13 protein-coding genes and 4 tRNA genes are annotated in these 18032 nt (G+C 59.7%); all 17 read right to left on the bottom strand.

The window, feature by feature from the left end; translation table 11 throughout:
* Nucleotides 1-11: 11 nt before the first annotated feature.
* The 17 genes from fusA to C8E00_RS14815 all read right to left on the bottom strand — a co-directional run bounded on the left by fusA (nt 12) and on the right by C8E00_RS14815 (nt 17708).
* Nucleotides 12-2132, bottom strand: a complete 2121-nt coding sequence (fusA, locus tag C8E00_RS14895) for an elongation factor G (RefSeq protein WP_133698315.1) — start codon at nt 2130-2132, stop codon at nt 12-14.
* Between the two features lie 18 nt (nt 2133-2150).
* Nucleotides 2151-2621, bottom strand: a complete 471-nt coding sequence (gene rpsG / locus C8E00_RS14890; RefSeq protein ID WP_133698314.1) for a 30S ribosomal protein S7 — start codon at nt 2619-2621, stop codon at nt 2151-2153.
* Nucleotides 2622-2731: 110 nt separating this feature from the next.
* Nucleotides 2732-3106, bottom strand: coding sequence for a 30S ribosomal protein S12 (gene rpsL / locus C8E00_RS14885; protein ID WP_133698313.1), 375 nt, complete (start codon nt 3104-3106; stop codon nt 2732-2734).
* 148 nt (nt 3107-3254) lie between these two features.
* Nucleotides 3255-7472: a DNA-directed RNA polymerase subunit beta' gene (gene rpoC / locus C8E00_RS14880; protein WP_133698312.1), complete on the bottom strand. Its 4218-nt coding sequence runs from the start codon at nt 7470-7472 to the stop codon at nt 3255-3257.
* A gap of 79 nt (nt 7473-7551) precedes the next feature.
* Nucleotides 7552-11628, bottom strand: a complete 4077-nt coding sequence (gene rpoB, locus C8E00_RS14875) for a DNA-directed RNA polymerase subunit beta (RefSeq protein WP_133698311.1) — start codon at nt 11626-11628, stop codon at nt 7552-7554.
* A 225-nt stretch (nt 11629-11853) separates the two neighbouring features.
* Complete coding sequence (gene rplL, locus C8E00_RS14870; RefSeq protein ID WP_133698310.1) at nt 11854-12228, bottom strand: 50S ribosomal protein L7/L12; 375 nt, start codon at nt 12226-12228, stop codon at nt 11854-11856.
* 82 nt (nt 12229-12310) lie between these two features.
* Nucleotides 12311-12817, bottom strand: coding sequence for a 50S ribosomal protein L10 (rplJ, locus tag C8E00_RS14865; RefSeq protein WP_133698309.1), 507 nt, complete (start codon nt 12815-12817; stop codon nt 12311-12313).
* A 263-nt stretch (nt 12818-13080) separates the two neighbouring features.
* Nucleotides 13081-13773, bottom strand: a complete 693-nt coding sequence (rplA, locus tag C8E00_RS14860; protein WP_133698308.1) for a 50S ribosomal protein L1 — start codon at nt 13771-13773, stop codon at nt 13081-13083.
* Between the two features lie 2 nt (nt 13774-13775).
* On the bottom strand, nt 13776-14207 hold the full coding sequence (rplK, locus tag C8E00_RS14855) for a 50S ribosomal protein L11 (RefSeq protein ID WP_133698307.1): 432 nt from the start codon (nt 14205-14207) through the stop codon (nt 13776-13778).
* A 103-nt stretch (nt 14208-14310) separates the two neighbouring features.
* Complete coding sequence (nusG, locus tag C8E00_RS14850; RefSeq protein ID WP_133698306.1) at nt 14311-14844, bottom strand: transcription termination/antitermination protein NusG; 534 nt, start codon at nt 14842-14844, stop codon at nt 14311-14313.
* A gap of 8 nt (nt 14845-14852) precedes the next feature.
* The gene (gene secE / locus C8E00_RS14845; protein WP_133698305.1) at nt 14853-15221 is read right to left on the bottom strand and encodes a preprotein translocase subunit SecE; all 369 of its coding nucleotides are present in this window, start codon (nt 15219-15221) and stop codon (nt 14853-14855) included.
* A gap of 76 nt (nt 15222-15297) precedes the next feature.
* Nucleotides 15298-15373 (bottom strand) — tRNA-Trp (locus tag C8E00_RS14840).
* 125 nt (nt 15374-15498) lie between these two features.
* Nucleotides 15499-15573: transfer RNA gene (locus C8E00_RS14835), tRNA-Thr, on the bottom strand.
* A gap of 6 nt (nt 15574-15579) precedes the next feature.
* Nucleotides 15580-15653: transfer RNA gene (locus tag C8E00_RS14830), tRNA-Gly, on the bottom strand.
* A 49-nt stretch (nt 15654-15702) separates the two neighbouring features.
* A tRNA-Tyr gene (locus C8E00_RS14825) sits at nt 15703-15786 on the bottom strand.
* Between the two features lie 105 nt (nt 15787-15891).
* Nucleotides 15892-16731 (bottom strand): type III pantothenate kinase, encoded by an 840-nt coding sequence (locus tag C8E00_RS14820; protein WP_133698304.1) that lies wholly within the window; start codon nt 16729-16731, stop codon nt 15892-15894.
* Nucleotides 16728-17708: a biotin--[acetyl-CoA-carboxylase] ligase gene (locus tag C8E00_RS14815; RefSeq protein ID WP_133698303.1), complete on the bottom strand. Its 981-nt coding sequence runs from the start codon at nt 17706-17708 to the stop codon at nt 16728-16730. Before C8E00_RS14815 ends, C8E00_RS14820 begins: the two co-directional genes overlap by 4 nt.
* Between the last annotated feature and the right edge of the window lie 324 nt (nt 17709-18032).

The following is an 18032-nucleotide window of genomic DNA, read 5'->3' as shown; positions in this document are numbered from 1 at the left end:
TTAGCTAACGGTTAACCATTCTGGTTGATGACGGCTTCAACGACGCTGGAGGGCGCCTCTTCGTAATCCGCAAACTCCATGGTGTAGCTTGCGCGGCCCTGGGTCTGAGAACGCAAATCGGTCGCGTAACCGAACATCTCAGCCAGCGGTACCGTGGCACGGATGATCTTGCCGGACGGCGAATCATCCATACCCTGAACGAGGCCACGGCGGCGGTTAAGGTCACCCATGACATCCCCCATGAACTCTTCGGGAGTCACGACCTCGACCTTCATCACCGGCTCCAGCAGCACGGCCTTGGCCTTAGGAGCGCCCTCCTTGATCGCCATGGAAGAGGCAACCTTGAACGCAGTCTCGTTCGAGTCCACGTCATGGTAGGAACCATCGAACAGCGTGACCTTGACGTCAATCATCGGATAGCCCGCGATGACCCCGTTCTGCAGCTGCTCATAGGCCCCTTTCTCGACGGCCGGCACGTATTCCTTGGGAACCACACCACCGACGATTTCGGAGGCGAATTTGAAGTTCATTTCTTCGTCTTCGCCTTTATCTTCGGCCGTCAGCGGCTCAATGCGCAGCAGCACGTGCCCGTACTGACCACGACCGCCCGACTGACGAACGAACTTGCCTTCCTGCTCGACACTGGCGCGGATCGTCTCGCGGTAGGCCACTTGTGGCTTACCGATGTTGGCGTCGACTTTGAACTCACGACGCAGACGATCGACGATGATGTCGAGGTGAAGCTCGCCCATGCCAGAAATGATCGTCTGACCGGTTTCCTCGTCGGTCTTGACGCGGAAGGAAGGGTCTTCCTGGGCCAGCTTGCCCAGCGCCGTCCCCATCTTCTCCTGGTCGGGCTTCGATTTCGGCTCCACGGCGACCGAGATCACCGGATCCGGAAATTCCATGCGCTCAAGGATGATCTTGTCATTCAGGTCACAGAGAGTATCACCCGTGGTGACATCCTTGAGCCCGATGCACGCGGCGATATCGCCAGCGTAGACTTCCTTGATTTCCTCGCGTGAATTGGAGTGCATCTGGACGATACGCCCCACGCGCTCCTTCTTGCTCTTCACGGAGTTGAAGATGCTGTCACCGGACTTGAGCACACCCGAGTAGACACGGATGAAGGTCAAGGTACCCACGAACGGATCGGTGGCGATCTTGAAAGCCAGCGCGGCGAAAGGCGCACTATCGTCCGCTTCACGCGTCGCAATCGTACCGTCCTTGTCGTCAAGCTCACCTTCGATGGCCTTGACTTCGGTGGGCGACGGCATGTATTCGATCACGCCATCGAGCACCGCCTGGACGCCCTTGTTCTTGAACGCACTGCCGCACGTCACCAGAACGATCTCGTTATCCAGCGTACGACGACGCAGGCCGGCCTTGATATCGGCCTCGGACAGCTCACCTTCTTCAAGGTACTTGTCCATCAGCTCTTCGGACGCTTCGGCAGCGGCCTCGACCATGGCCTCGCGGTACTTCTCGGCGGTTTCCTTGAGCTCGTCGGGAATCTCGACCAGCTCATAGTTCATGCCGTGATTGGCCTCGTCCCAGAGAATCCCCTTCATCTGGATCAGATCGATGACCCCTTTGAAGGCGTCTTCCGCACCCCAGTTGATCTGGATCGGAACGGTGTTGGCCCCCAGCTTCTGCTTGAGCTGGTCGAGCACCATGAAGTAATCGGCGCCGGCACGGTCCATCTTGTTGACGAACACCATGCGCGGAACTTCATATTTGTTGGCCTGACGCCAGACGGTTTCGGTCTGCGGCTGGACACCGGAGGAGCCACACAGGACGACGACGGCACCATCGAGAACACGCAAGGAACGCTCGACTTCGATCGTGAAGTCGACGTGTCCGGGCGTATCGATGATATTGATACGATGTTCGTCGAACTGCTTGCTCATGCCCTGCCAGAAACAGGTCGTCGCAGCGGAGGTGATGGTGATGCCACGCTCCTGCTCCTGCTCCATCCAATCCATGGTGGCGGCACCATCATGAACCTCGCCGACCTTGTGCGACAGGCCGGTATAGAACAGGACACGCTCGGTAGTGGTAGTCTTCCCGGCGTCGACGTGAGCCACGATACCGATATTGCGGTAACGCTTAAGCGGAGTCTTGCGTGCCACGATGGAATACCCCGTTGGTTAGAAGCGGTAGTGAGAGAAGGCCTTGTTGGCATCTGCCATGCGATGCACGTCTTCACGCTTCTTCACAGCAGCACCCTTGCCTTCGGCGGCGTCCAGCATTTCGCCAGCGAGACGCTGCACCATGGTCTTTTCACCACGGTTGCGCGCCGCATCGACCAGCCAACGCATGGCCAGCGCCTGACGGCGTGAGGGACGGACTTCAACGGGCACCTGATAAGTCGCACCGCCCACGCGGCGAGACTTGACCTCGACCATGGGCTGAATGGTTTCCAGCGCCTTGTCGAAGATCTCCAGCGGCTCATCCTTATTACGTTCGGCAACCCGGTCCAGCGCACCATAGACGATGCGCTCAGCTACAGATTTCTTGCCGCTGATCATCAGGTAGTTCATGAACTTGGCCAGACGCTCACTTCCGAATTTCGGATCCGGAAGGATTTCGCGTTTGGCGACAACTCTTCTTCTAGGCATGATAAGCCCTCGGTTCGAAGGGTCCTTCAGGTAAACTCGAGACGACGCATAGCGTGCTCGACCTTACTCTTATCTGACCGGTAACAGTTGGATTCCTGAGCGCCTTGCAATCAGGACTTGGGACGCTTGGTGCCGTATTTGGAACGACCCTGCTTACGATTCTGGACACCGGAAGTGTCGAGGGCACCGCGAACGGTGTGATAGCGCACACCCGGCAAGTCCTTGACGCGGCCGCCACGGATCAGGACCACGGAGTGTTCCTGTAGATTGTGCCCCTCACCGCCGATATAGGAAGCGACTTCGTAGCCATTCGTCAGGCGCACACGGCACACCTTACGCAGCGCCGAGTTCGGCTTCTTCGGGGTAGTGGTGTAAACACGGGTGCAAACCCCGCGCTTTTGCGGGCAAGACTGCAGCGCCGGCACGTCGCTCTTGGCGACCGGGCGCTTGCGCGGCTTGCGCACGAGCTGATTGATCGTTGCCATATCTGTAGCTGACTCCAATGGTTGCCAAACCTTTCAACATTGGGGCAGGACGCACCCACCCCACTGTTAAAGGCTGCGCATTCTAATGTCTGGCAGCGAGCCGCGTCAAGTCCGCCTCGATATCGGCGACGGACTCGACGGCATGCGCCTAGAGATCTTCGTCGTCGGCATCGAGCGCGGTGAGCTGCGCGCCCAACTCCTGCTCGACATCCATTGCCGACGGTGCCTCCGCCTGATCGCCATCTTCACGCTTGCGACGCCGCTCGGCGTGGTGTGCCAAACCGGTACCCGCCGGCACCAGGCGGCCAACCACGACGTTTTCCTTCAAGCCGCGCAGGTAATCGCGCTTGCCGGATACCGCCGCTTCGGTCAACACGCGCGTGGTTTCCTGGAACGAGGCCGCGGAGATGAACGACTCGGTGGCGAGGCTCGCCTTGGTGATACCCAACAGCAGGCGCTCGCACTTGGCCGGGAACTTGTCTTCCTGTTCCAGGCGTGCGTTTTCCTCGAGTACGCGGACGTACTCCGCCTGATCGCCGGTGATGAAGGAAGAATCCCCGGCATCGGTGATTTCCACCTTGCGCAGCATCTGACGCACGATCACTTCGATGTGCTTGTCATCGATGACCACGCCCTGCAAGCGATAGACGTCCTGGATCTCGGCCGTGATGTACTTGGCCAACTCCGCGATCCCGAGCAGGCGCAGGATGTCGTGAGGATTGCTGGGGCCATCGGAGATGACCTCGCCCTTCTCCACCGTCTCGCCTTCGAAGACGCCGATCTGACGCCATTTGGGAATCAGCATCTCGACCGGATCACTGTCTTCCGGCGTGATCGTCAAGCGACGCTTGCCCTTGGTTTCCTTGCCGAAGCTGATGGTCCCGGTGACCTCGGCCAGAATGGCCGGCTCCTTGGGCTTGCGTGCTTCGAACAAGTCCGCCACGCGGGGCAGACCACCGGTGATGTCCTTGTTGCCGGACGCTTCGACCGGAATACGTGCGATGACCTCGCCAACGCCTACTTGGGCGCCGTTTTCACAAGCGATGATCGCCTTGCCGGGCAGCATGTACTGCACGGGGGTATTCGAGCCCGGCAAGGTGACATGGCCACCGTTGTCGTCGAGCAGCATGATTATCGGGCGCTTTTCACGACCGGAAGCCGGGCGGTTGGCACTCTCGATCACCTCGATATTCGACAGGCCGGTCATCTCGTCCACGCTGCGGTGGATCGTGATGCCCTCTTCCATGTCGCTGAACTGGGCCTTGCCCTCGACCTCGGCGACGACCGGATGTGTATGCGGATCCCACTTGGCGACCGTCGCGCCGCCTTCGACCATATCGCCGTCGCGCACCGATAGCTCGGCACCATACGGAAGCTTGTAGTACTCTCGCTCGCGACCTTGCTCGTCGGCAACCGCCAGGGCGCTTGAGCGCGAGACGACGATGAGCTTGCCATCAGTGCGTTCGACATGCTTGATGTTATGCAAGCGCACCGTACCACCGTGCTTGACCTGCACACTGTCGACCGCCGACGCGCGTGATGCGGCGCCGCCGATGTGGAAGGTACGCATGGTCAACTGGGTACCCGGCTCACCGATGGACTGTGCCGCGATGACACCCACTGCTTCACCGATGTTGACCTGATGGCCGCGTGCCAGGTCACGCCCATAGCATGCCGAGCACACGCCGTGTGCCGTTTCACAGGTGATGGCACTGCGCACGACGATCTCGTCGACGCCCATGGTGTCGAGTTCCGCGCACCAGGCCTCATCCAGCAATGTACCGCGCGGGATCAGGACGTCTTCGGTCTGCGGATCGACCACGTCCTGCGCCACGACACGCCCCAGCACACGCTGTGCCAACGAGACGATGACGTCACCGCCTTCAATCACCGGGTGCAGTGTCAGGCCTTCATAGGTACCGCAATCTTCTTCGGTCACCACCAGATCCTGAGACACGTCTACCAAACGCCGCGTCAAATAACCGGAGTTGGCCGTCTTGAGGGCCGTATCCGCCAGGCCTTTGCGTGCCCCGTGGGTCGAAATGAAGTACTGCAGGACGTTGAGGCCCTCACGGAAGTTAGCCGTGATCGGCGTCTCGATGATCGAGCCATCCGGCTTGGCCATCAAACCACGCATCCCGGCCAACTGACGAATCTGCGCAGCACTACCACGTGCCCCGGAGTCGGCCATGATGAAGACGCTATTGAAGGAATCCTGCTCGACCTGCTCACCATGGCGATCAGTGACGGTTTCCTTCGAGATGCCCGCCATCATTGCCTTGGCCACCTTGTCGTTGGCCTTGGACCAGATATCGATCACCTTGTTGTACTTCTCGCCAGCGGTGACCAAGCCCGAGGAGAACTGGTCCTCGATTTCCTTGACTTCGTCCTCGGCACCATCGACGATTTCCTTCTTCGAGTCGGGGATAACAAAGTCATTGACCCCGATCGAAGCACCCGACCAAGTTGCCAGGCGGAACCCTGTGTACATCAGCTGGTCGGCGAAGATGACCGTATCCTTGAGACCGGCACGGCGATACACGGCGTTGATCAAGCCGGAAATCGCCTTCTTCTTCATCGGCTGGTCGACCAGCTCGTAGGGCATGCCTTTGGGCAGGATGCGGAACAGCAACGCACGCCCGACCGTCGTGTCACGCAGCGATGTCGTACCGCTGAGTTCGCCGCTTTCCTCGTTGCGCTCGTACTCGGTGAGACGCACCTTGACCCGCGCATGCAGCGACACGCTTTCGGTGCCAAAGGCACGCTCGACCTCTTCGAGGTTGGCGAACACCATGCCTTCGCCCTTGGCATTGATCTTCTCACGGGTCATGTAATACAGCCCCAGCACGACATCCTGGGACGGCACGATGATCGGCTCGCCGTTGGCCGGTGACAGCACGTTGTTGGTGGCCATCATCAAGGTCCGCGCCTCGAGCTGGGATTCCAGCGTCAGCGGCACGTGCACGGCCATCTGGTCACCGTCGAAGTCGGCGTTATAGGCCGCGCATACCAACGGATGCAGTTGAATCGCCTTGCCTTCGATCAACAGCGGCTCGAACGCCTGGATCCCCAGACGGTGCAACGTCGGCGCACGGTTGAGCATGACCGGGTGCTCGCGGATGACATCGGCGAGGATATCCCAGACTTCCGGCAGCTCACGCTCGACCATCTTCTTGGCGGCCTTGATGGTGGACGCCTGGCCGTTCGCCTGCAGCCTGGAATAGATGAACGGCTTGAACAGCTCCAGCGCCATCTTCTTGGGCAGACCGCATTGATGAAGACGCAACGTCGGGCCGACGGTGATCACACTACGCCCGGAATAGTCGACACGCTTGCCCAGCAGGTTCTGGCGGAAGCGCCCCTGCTTGCCTTTGATCATGTCGGCCAGCGACTTCAACGGCCGCTTGTTGGAGCCGGTGATCGCACGACCGCGACGACCGTTGTCGAGCAGTGCGTCGACCGATTCCTGCAGCATGCGCTTCTCATTGCGCACGATGATATCCGGCGCATTGAGGTCGAGCAGACGCTTGAGACGGTTGTTGCGGTTGATCACACGACGATAGAGATCGTTGAGATCCGACGTCGCGAAGCGGCCACCGTCCAAGGGGACCAGCGGACGCAAATCCGGCGGTAGCACCGGCAGCACTTCCATGATCATCCACGCCGGATCGTTGCCCGACTTGTGGAAGGCTTCCAGCAGCTTCAAGCGCTTGGAAAGCTTCTTGATCTTGGTCTCGGAGTTGGTCTGCGGGACTTCTTCGCGCAGGCGCTCGATCTCTTCCCCGAGATCGACATCATTCAGCAATGCCTGCACGGCTTCGGCGCCCATACGCGCATCGAAGTCGTCGCCGAATTCTTCCAGCGCCTCGAAATATTGCTCATCGTTGAGCAACTGGCCGCGTTCCAAGGTCGTCATGCCCGGATCGATGACCATGAAGCTCTCGAAGTAGAGCACACGCTCGATGTCGCGCAGGGTCATGTCCAGAAACAGGCCGATGCGCGAGGGCAACGACTTGAGGAACCAGATATGCGCGACCGGTGCGGCCAGTTCGATATGGCCCATGCGTTCACGACGCACGGCGGCCTTGGTCACCTCGACACCGCACTTTTCGCAAATGATGCCGCGATGCTTCATGCGCTTGTACTTTCCGCACAAGCATTCGTAGTCCTTCACCGGACCGAAGATCTTGGCGCAGAACAGGCCGTCACGCTCAGGCTTGAACGTACGGTAGTTGATGGTCTCAGGCTTTTTGACTTCGCCGTAGGACCAGGAGCGGATCAAGTCCGGCGACGCGAGTGTAATCTTGATCGCGTCGAACTCTTCGGACTGTGCCTGCGATTTGAGGACTTTCACCAAATCTTTCATGGGGTCGGCTCCGTAGCGGAGTTGTCATGAGCGGGGCCACCAAGGGCCCCGCGGACCGTCATTCGTAAGCGTGAAACGCTCAGCCTTCCAGCTCGATATCAATACCCAGCGAGCGGATTTCCTTCACCAGCACATTGAAGGATTCCGGCATGCCTGCCTGCATCGAGTGGTCGCCGTCGACGATGTTCTTGTACATCTTGGTACGACCTTCCACATCGTCGGACTTGACGGTCAGCATTTCCTGCAAGGTATAGGCCGCGCCATAGGCTTCCAGCGCCCAGACCTCCATCTCGCCGAAGCGTTGTCCGCCGAACTGCGCCTTGCCACCCAGCGGTTGCTGTGTGACCAGCGAGTACGAACCCGTCGAACGTGCGTGCATCTTGTCGTCGACCAGGTGGTTGAGCTTGAGCATGTACATGTAGCCCACGGTCACGGGACGATCGAAGACTTCGCCCGTCCTGCCGTCGTAGAGCGCCATCTGACCGGAATCCGGGAGGTTGGCCAAGCTCAGGAGATGCTTGATCTCATGCTCCTTGGCGCCATCGAAGACCGGCGTTGCGATGGGCACTCCACTACGCAGGTTCTTGGCCAGCGTAATGATCTCGTCATCGTCGAGTGAGTCGATGTCCTCCTGACGCGTCTCGGCGGTATTGTACACCTGCCCCAGGAAGTCACGAATTTCCGCCACCTGCTGCTGACGTGCCTCGCGCAACATCTCATCGATCCTCACCCCGAGTCCCCAGGCCGCCATGCCCAGGTGCGTCTCGAGGATCTGCCCGACGTTCATGCGCGAGGGAACCCCCAGCGGGTTGAGCACCACGTCGACCGGCTCGCCATTATCATCGAACGGCATGTCCTCGACCGGCATGATCGACGAGATGACACCCTTGTTACCGTGGCGGCCGGCCATCTTGTCGCCCGACTGGATGCGGCGTTTCACGGCCAGGTATACCTTGACGATCTTGAGTACGCCCGGCGCCAGATCATCGCCCTGAGTCAACTTGCGCTTCTTGTCCTCGAAACGCTCGTCCATCTCCTTGCGACGGTTCTCCAACTGCTCGTCGGCCTGCGCCAGCAGCTCGTTGAGCGACTCGTCCTGCATACGCAGCTTGAACCACTGGCTACGCGGCAGCTCGTCGAGGTAGGCCTCATCGAGAACATCGCCTTTACTGAGCTTGGGCCCACCATTCACCGACTGACCAATCAACGTGCGCTTGAGACGCTCGAAGGTCGCCTCTTCAGCGATGCGATAGGTTTCCTGAAGATCCTTGCGCACCTCATCGAGCTGACTTTGCTCGATGGACAAGGCGCGGGAGTCCTTCTCGACACCATCGCGGGTGAAGACTTGCACGTCGATGATCGTGCCTTTCATCCCGGTCGGGGCACGCAGCGAGGTGTCCTTCACGTCGGACGCCTTCTCACCGAAGATCGCGCGCAGCAGTTTCTCCTCCGGCGTCAGCTGGGTCTCACCCTTGGGCGTGACCTTGCCGACCAGGATGTCACCCGGGCCGACCTCGGCACCGATGTAGACGATCCCCGCATCGTCGAGCTTGCCGAGTGCCGCTTCACCGACATTGGGTATATCCGAGGAAATTTCCTCGGCGCCCAGCTTGGTGTCGCGAGACACGCAGGTCAGCTCCTGAATGTGGATGCTGGTGAAGCGATCTTCCTCGACCACACGCTCGGAGATGAGGATGGAGTCCTCGAAGTTGTAACCATTCCACGGCATGAACGCCATGCGCATGTTCTGGCCCAGCGCCAGATCGCCCATGTCCACCGACGGGCCGTCGGCCAGGATATCGCCACGCGCCACGGTATCGCCCGGGCGTACGATCGGCCGCTGGTTCATGCAGGTATTCTGGTTGGAACGCAGGTACTTGGTCAGGTTGTAGATATCGACGCCCGCTTCACCGCCGATGATCTCATCCTCGTTGATGCGCACCACGATACGCTTGGCATCGACCGAGTCGATCACACCGCCACGCCGCGCAACCGCACAGACGCCCGAGTCGCGTGCCACGAAGCGCTCCATGCCCGTGCCGACCAGCGGCTTCTCGGCACGTAGAGTCGGCACCGCCTGGCGCTGCATGTTGGAGCCCATCAAGGCACGGTTGGCGTCATCGTGCTCGAGGAACGGGATCAATGCCGCAGCGACGGACACCACCTGACGCGGGGACACGTCCATCAAGGTGACCTTGTCGGGTGCCATGAACGTGGTCTCGCCCCTGTGGCGGACCTGAACCAGGTCGTCCACCAACTTGCCATCTTCATCCACTGTCGCGGACGCCTGGGCAATGATGAAGTCACCTTCCTCGATGGCCGACAGATGCACCACTTCGTCGGTGACCTGACGATCCTGAACACGGCGATAAGGCGTTTCCAGGAAACCATAGCTGTTGGTATGGCTGTAGGTGGCCAGCGAGTTGATCAGGCCGATGTTCGGCCCTTCAGGCGTCTCGATCGGGCACAAGCGACCGTAGTGCGTGGCGTGAACGTCGCGCACTTCGAAACCGGCACGCTCACGCGTCAGGCCACCCGGGCCGAGCGCGGACACGCGGCGCTTGTGCGTGACCTCGGACAACGGGTTGTTCTGGTCCATGAACTGCGACAGCTGACTGGAGCCAAAGAACTCCTTGACTGCCGCTGCAACAGGCTTGGCGTTGATCAGATCCTGCGGCATCAGGCCTTCGCTCTCCGCCATGGAGAGGCGCTCCTTGACCGCGCGCTCGACACGCACCAGGCCGACGCGGAACTGGTTTTCCGCCATCTCGCCGACGCAACGGATGCGCCGATTGCCGAGATGGTCGATGTCGTCGACGTCACCGAAGCCGTTGCGAATGTTGATCAGCTCACGCAGCACATCGAGGATGTCCTGGTTGTCGAGAATCCCGGAGCCCGTGTCGCCTTCACGACGCAGGCGCCGATTGAACTTCATGCGACCGACGCCGGACAGGTCGTAGCGGTCCTCGGTGAAGAACAGGTTGTGGAACAGCGTCTCGGCCGCTTCCTTGGTCGGCGGCTCGCCGGGGCGCATCATGCGATAGATCTCGACGAGCGCCTCGAGCTGAGAGCGCGTGGTGTCGATCTTCAATGTATCGGAGACAAACGAGCCCGCATCGAGGTCGTTGGTGTACAACGTCTCGAGTGTGGTAATACCCGCCTGCCCCAGCGTTTCCAGCAGCTCGGGGGTGATCTCGGTATTGCATTCGCAGACCAGCTCGCCGGTGTTCGGATCGACCTGATCCTTGGCCAGCGTCTTGCCGAACAGGTACTCCATCGGCACGTCGAGGCGCTCGAGGCCAGCTTTTTCCATCTGGCGAATGTGCTTCTGGGTGATTCGGCGGCCTTCCTCGACGATGAGGTTGCCCTCGCCATCCTTGATATCAAAGGTCGCCGTTTCACCGCGTAGCCGCGATGGCACCAGCTCGACGCTGAAGCCCTTCTTCTCGATGTGGAAGGTGCTCGTGTCGAAGAAGGTCTCGAGGATCTCCTCGGCGCCCATGCCCAGCGCGCGCAACAAGACCGTCGCGGGGAGCTTGCGGCGACGGTCGATACGAACGTAGACGTTGTCCTTGGGATCGAACTCGAAATCCAGCCAGGAGCCGCGATACGGAATGATCCGCGCAGAGTACAACAGCTTGCCGGACGAGTGGCTCTTGCCCTTGTCGTGATCGAAGAACACACCCGGCGAGCGGTGGAGCTGAGACACGATGACACGTTCAGTACCGTTGACGACGAAGGTACCGTTTTCGGTCATCAGGGGAATCTCCCCCATGTAGACTTCTTGCTCTTTTATGTCCTTGATCGCCTTGTTGGACGAGTCCTTATCGTAGATGATCAAGCGCACCTTGACCCGCAGCGGCGCCGAATAGGTCACGCCACGCAGCTGGCATTCCTTGACATCGAACGCCGGCGTGCCGAAGCGGTAGCTGACATACTCGAGAGCGGCATTGCCGGAAAAGCTCTCGATAGGGAACACGGACTTGAAAGCAGCATGCAAGCCGACGTCGAGGCGTTCTTCAATCGCCCGGTCCTGCTGGAGGAAGTCGTAGTAGGAATCAAGCTGAATGGCCAGCAGGTAAGGCACATCCATCACTTGTGGCAGTTTGCCGAAATCCTTGCGGATGCGTTTTTTCTCAGTGTATGAGTAAGCCATCTGTATTCCCCAGCTTGTTCACCTTGGGTGACCGGTGCGTGGTCGGCGCCACCTGAAGGGACGTCCCATCAGGCGCTGACGGCAAGCTCTTGAGAGCTCGCCGTCGGAATTCGTCTATCCAGACATCTGGCATTCTGGCTAGCAGCAACAGAAAAAGGCCGGCAGCGGGAATGCCCGCCGCCAGCCATGAAGCTTACGCAGCGCGTAAAGCCATGGTCACCGGAGTTACTTGAGTTCCACGGATGCGCCAGCTTCTTCCAACTTGGTCTTGGCTTCGTCGCCATCTTCCTTGGACATGCCTTCCTTGAGGGTCGCCGGCGCGCCGTCGACAGCTGCCTTGGCTTCCTTGAGGCCCAGGCCGGTGATCTCGCGAACCACCTTGATGACGTTGACCTTCTTGTCACCAGCACTGGTCAGCACCAGATCGAACTCGGTCTGTTCTTCAGCGGCTTCGGCTTCACCGCCGCCACCCGGGCCTGCCACGACAGCAGCGGCCGCGGAAACGCCGAACTTCTCTTCCATCGCGGAAACCAGCTCAGCCACTTCCATGACAGACATTTCGGCGACGGCGTTGATGATATCTTCTTGAGTCAGTGCCATTGTCAGATTCCTAACTTTGCGGGAGCCTCGCCTCGCGAGAACTCATTGATACAGTGTGTGTGCCAGTGCAGCCAACCGACCCTCAGGCCGCTTCTTCTTCCTGCTTCTGGTCACGCAACGCAGCGAGTGTGCGAGCCAACTTGCCAGCCGACGCTTCCTTCATGACGGACAGCAGCTTGGCGATGGCTTCGTCGTAAGTCGGCAGCGTCGCCAGGCGGTCAAGATCGGAAGCCGGGATGAACTCGCCTTCGTAAGCCAGCGCCTTGATCTCGAAGTCCTTCTCACTCTTGGCGAACTCCTTGAACAAGCGAGCGGCAGCGCCCGGATGATCATAGGAGAAGGCCAACATGGTCGGACCCGAGAACGTTTCGTTGAGGCACTCCCAAGGAGTACCTTCAAGGGCGCGGCGTGCCAGGGTGTTGCGCACAACACGGACCTGCACACCATTCTCGCGAGCCTGCTTGCGCAGTTCAGTCATGGCGCTTACAGCCACGCCGCGAGAATCGGCAACGACGACGGAGAGCGCATCTTGTGCGGCTTCACTGACCTCGGCAACGATCGCTTTCTTGCCTTCGAGTGCTAGTGGCACAGTGTTCACTCCTTCGTACCGGACACCTTATGAGGCATGCCGGTGGTTACCATCTCCCCGCTTCTCGCTTGTCACGAGAGGGGGCCGGATGATGGTGTTCACCAGAAGACTGGCGGCCACACCATCTGCGCAGGCAACCCATAAGGTCGATTAAGCCGCCTTCCCATAAGCAAGCACGGCACCTGCGGTCTTTGACGGTGCCCCGCCGTCACGCCTCGACGCTGCGTACGGGGACCGCAAAGTTACTGCCTGTTTCCCGAAGATCACACGAACGGCGTATGATCCACGGTCAACCCTGGCCCCATGGTAGTGGACAGGGTAATTTTCTTGAAGTAAACGCCTTTTGACGTGCTCGGCTTGAGACGCTTGAGGTCGCCGACGAGCGCATCCAGATTGCCTTTGATGGCACTAGCGTCGAAATCGACCTTGCCGATCGCGGCATGAATGATGCCGTTCTTGTCGGTGCGGAAGCGAACCTGGCCAGCCTTGGCGTTCTTGACGGCCGTGGCGACATCGGGTGTCACGGTGCCGACCTTGGGGTTCGGCATCAAACCACGCGGCCCGAGGATCTGACCCAGCTGGCCGACGACACGCATGGCATCCGGTGCGGCAATCACCACATCGAAATCCATGTTGCCTTTCTTGACATCTGCCGCCAGTTCATCCATGCCCACGATGTCGGCGCCGGCTTCTTTAGCGGCATCGGCAGCAGCGCCCTGCGCGAAAACGGCGACACGAGCATCTTTACCCGTACCATTGGGCATGACGGTAGCGCCACGCACGACCTGGTCGGATTTACGCGGATCGACGCCGAGGTTGATCGATACTTCGACGGATTCCTTGAACTTGACTGCAGATACGTCGGAAAGCAGGGCAACCGCGTCTTCCAGGTTATAGACCTTGGACGTGTCGACCTTTTCGCGGAGCATCTGCGCGCGCTTGGTAAGCTTGGCCATGATCAGAGACCCTCCACGTTGAGGCCCATGCTACGGGCACTGCCTGCGATGGTGCGGACAGCCGCATCGAGGTCGGAAGCCGTCAAATCGGGCTCCTTGGTCTTGGCAATCTCTTCCAGCTGCTCACGCGTCACCGTACCGACCTTGGTCTTGTTCGGCACGCCAGAGCCAGACTTGATACCCGCCGCTTTCTTCAACAACACCGCTGCGGGCGGCGTCTTGGTGACGAACGTAAAGCTGCGATCGGAATAAACCGTGATCACGACCGGCGTCGGGAGGCCCGGCTCGATATCTTGAGTCTCAGCATTGAACGACTTGCAGAACTCCATGATATTGACGCCGTGCTGACCCAGCGCAGGGCCCACGGGGGGACTCGGATTCGCCTTACCCGCTGCCACCTGCAGCTTGATATAGGCCTGTACTTTCTTCGCCATATTGGACTCCAGTTGGGTGCTAACGCCTTGCGGCTCCCCGTTTCAACAAGACCTAACGGGTCTCTACGACAAACGCTGACATCACCGCGTCAGCGCCTTGAATTCAGTCTTTCTCTACCTGGGCGAACTCGAGCTCGACCGGTGTCGCACGCCCGAAGATCAATACGCTGACCTGCAAGCGGCTCTTTTCGTAATTGACCTCTTCAACCACACCATTGAAGTCGGCGAAGGGGCCATCCACGACACGCACTGTCTCGCCCGGATCGAAGAGCGTCTTGGGGCGCGGCTTGTCCGTACCATCCTGCACACGCCGTAGAATGCCGTCGGCTTCTTTTTGCGTGATCGGTGCCGGTTTTTCCGGCGTACCGCCGATGAACCCCATGACGCGTGGCGTCTCGTTTACCAGGTGCCACGTAGCATCGGTCATTTCCATCTCGACCAGCACGTAGCCCGGATAGAACTTACGCTCACTCTTACGGCGCTTGCCGTCACGCATCTCGACGACTTCTTCGGTGGGCACCAAGATTTCGCCAAACTGGTCTTCCATGCCATACATCTTGACGCGCTCAGTGAGAGAGCGCATCACATGCTTTTCGAAACCGGAGTAGGCGTGGACGACGTACCAACGCTTGGACATGAAAACTCCTAACCTAGGATGCCGGACATGGCCCAGCCGAGAAGCGTATCGATCAACCAGAGCAGAATGCCAACCAGCAACACGGCCACCAGGACGATTGCAGTGGTCTGAATGGTCTCGGGACGCGTCGGCCACACCACGCGCTGAATTTCCTTGCGCGATCCGCGCGCCAATTCAGCCAGCGCACGCCCCTTCGTGGTGGTCAAGGCGACCGCAGCAGCACCCACGCCAAGCGCAACGACACCCAGAACGCGATAAAGCAGCGCTTGATCGGCAAAATAAGCGTTGCCTGCCACCGCCAGAACAACAAGAACGACGACGACCGCCCATTTGGCGACATCGAAACGCGACTCTTGCACTTCGGCGCTTTGTTTCATGGAAAGGAACTCCTACCTAAAAAGGCGCGGCAAGCGTAACAAGAAAAAATAAGGAAGAACCAGCGCTGAGGAAGGCTGGCAGGCCAGGAGGGAATCGAACCCCCAACCTGCGGTTTTGGAGACCGCTGCTCTGCCAATTGAGCTACTGGCCTATACTCTGCAACCTGACGCACTACGAGTGGACATTTTCCACAGCGCGCGCCATGTTAGCTAACTACAACCAGGAAGGCAACCCAATTGTATCGCACTCAGGCAAGAATCATGCCTTGCCCAATTATGGAGCTCATGGACGGATTTGAACCGTCGACCTCACCCTTACCAAGGGTGTGCTCTACCCCTGAGCTACATGAGCTGAACTTGGAGCGGGCAGCGGGGATCGAACCCGCATCATCAGCTTGGAAGGCTGAGGTTCTACCATTGAACTATGCCCGCCTACCCACTCGTGCCTGCGCCCGACAAACTAGCGATCAAGCACTCAAACTGGTGGAGGGGGAAGGATTCGAACCTTCGAAGCTTTCGCGGCAGATTTACAGTCTGCTCCCTTTGGCCACTCGGGAACCCCTCCATTGTGGCGACGCATTTTACGGCTTTTGAGAATTGTGTCAAGCACTTAAATTGCAATGCTTTTTTCTCGCCGAGAGCCCGTCGGCTCGAAACGCGCTGCATTGTGTCAAAGCAGCATGGAGAATGCAAGGCTGGCCCGGATTTTTTCCAACTGCGGCACCGCCGGTGGAAGCGGTGCCCCAGCCAACCGACCGGCACGCTCCGACGCCGTCATCGGGAAGCATGTTTCCAGCCCGGCATAGACCATATCCGGCCATAACGCATGCGGGATACGCAGCCCTTGCGATACCACACGGGCGTCGCCTCCCGTCAGCAGCAACGGTAACGCGACCCCCTCGCGGTCACACACTTCACTGTAGATACGATTGACGGCACTGACCGCCGACATGTAGATACCATGATTGACCGCCTCGACAGTATTACGACCAGGCGCCAACAACTCATCCGCCTCGCTATCCGGATCAATGGCCACGTTGCGCGTCCCGAGCTTGAGGCTTTCTTTCATCAGACGCAGACCGGGGATGATATAGCCGCCCAGGTGGCTGCCACCCGGCAGCACGAAGTCCATGGTAATCGCGCTTCCGCAATCGACACTGCAACAGCCTCCCGTCAACTGGTAGCCGGCCAGCACCCCCATCCAACGGTCGACCCCAAGTCGTCCGGGCTCATCGTAACCACAGCTGACACCCAGCGCCTCCGGCGTCGAGCGTGCGACGTGCACAGCGCCGACCTGACGCCGGAGTAGCGTCACGGTATCGCGCAGCACCGACGCTCGTGCGACGCTCGAGATACGCACGGCTTCGACCACATCGAGATCCGGAATATCGGCTCCGGGGCGCCACTCCTCGCGTGTCCAGACGGCACCTCGCGAACGGATTTCGCTACTTGCGACATCCTTCAGACGCCACTTCGATAGAGTGTTACCGATATCAAGGTCGAGAATCATGAGCGCGCACGCAGGCTTATTTCACCACCGGCCAGCAGCCGGACGTCTCCATCTACGCTAACTTGCAAGTTGCCGGCAGCATCCACCCCATCGGCGATCGCCGTATAGGTGCGTCCTCCCTGGACGACCTCTACATACCGTCCTGCATAGGCATTGCGCTGATTCCAGGCGTCACGCCATGGCTCGAAGCCATGCCGTTCGAACACAGGCAGCATCCCTAACATGGCGCCTACCAACGCGGCGGAGAGCGCGTTGCGCGAAACATCGGGCCTGACATCATGCAGGGCGGCAACAGGCTGACCCACACTGCTTCGTGCTGCGTCGGGCAAGGCGACATTAAGCCCTATACCGATGACCACTTCGCAAGGACCGGCAACATCGCCGCTGACCTCCAGCAGAATGCCAGCCAGCTTGGCAGGCCCCTCCTCACGACACAGCAGGACATCGTTGGGCCATTTAAGCGCCACGGGCACGGAAAGCGCCTCGAGCACTTCGGCCACTACCACGCCCACGGCGAGGCTCAACCCCTCCAGCGCAGATGCGCCTGCATCGAAACGCCAGCCCAGCGAGAACAAGAGACCTTGCCCCCAAGGACAAAGCCATTGACGGCCACGGCGTCCACGCCCAGCACTCTGGCTCTCCGCAAGACATACCTCGGCATGCCCTGCGCCCTGCTGAAAGCGCTCACGCAGAAAAGTGCTGGTTGAAGGCAGCGCATCTTCGACGAAAAGGCGCGTCAAATGATGACGTGGTTCTGCAGGCAGACGCTCGATGATAGCCGGTCCGGACAACAGATCCAGCGGCTCGGACAAACGATACCCCTGCCCCTTCACCGCCTCCAACTGTAGTCCCATTTTCTCCAGCTTCTTGAGCTGCTTCCAGATCGCCGTGCGTGAAACGCCCAGCCGCTCGCCCAATTGTTCACCGGAGTGATACTCACCGTCGCTCAGCAAACGGATCAGATCACCAATCGTCATTCCGATCGTCCCCGTCGGGAAAAACGTCATTCTATCGAAATGCGCCCCGCTGGGGGAGCATAGCCGACCAAAGCGCAACAAATCGGTAAGCACGCAGCCTCGCGCCATAGGCACACGGAATATGCATAGACATAAAAAACCCCCGCTGGCCTGTGCCAACGAGGGTTTCCGGGATAAATGCCTGACGAGAGCCAGTGGGAGGCCCCTAAACGAATGAACCCCGACCAAGTGGCCGGGGTTCGGAAGAAATGCCTGACGATGTCCCGGGCGGCGTTCCGCTACTCTCGCATGGGGGTGAGACCGCCCGGCCCTTCGTGGCACCGC

This window comes from Chromohalobacter marismortui, from assembly GCF_004364315.1.
Classification (GTDB): domain Bacteria; phylum Pseudomonadota; class Gammaproteobacteria; order Pseudomonadales; family Halomonadaceae; genus Chromohalobacter; species Chromohalobacter marismortui.
The sequence above is the reverse complement of the archived record's forward strand: the minus strand, read 5'-3'. Positions and strand labels throughout refer to the sequence as shown.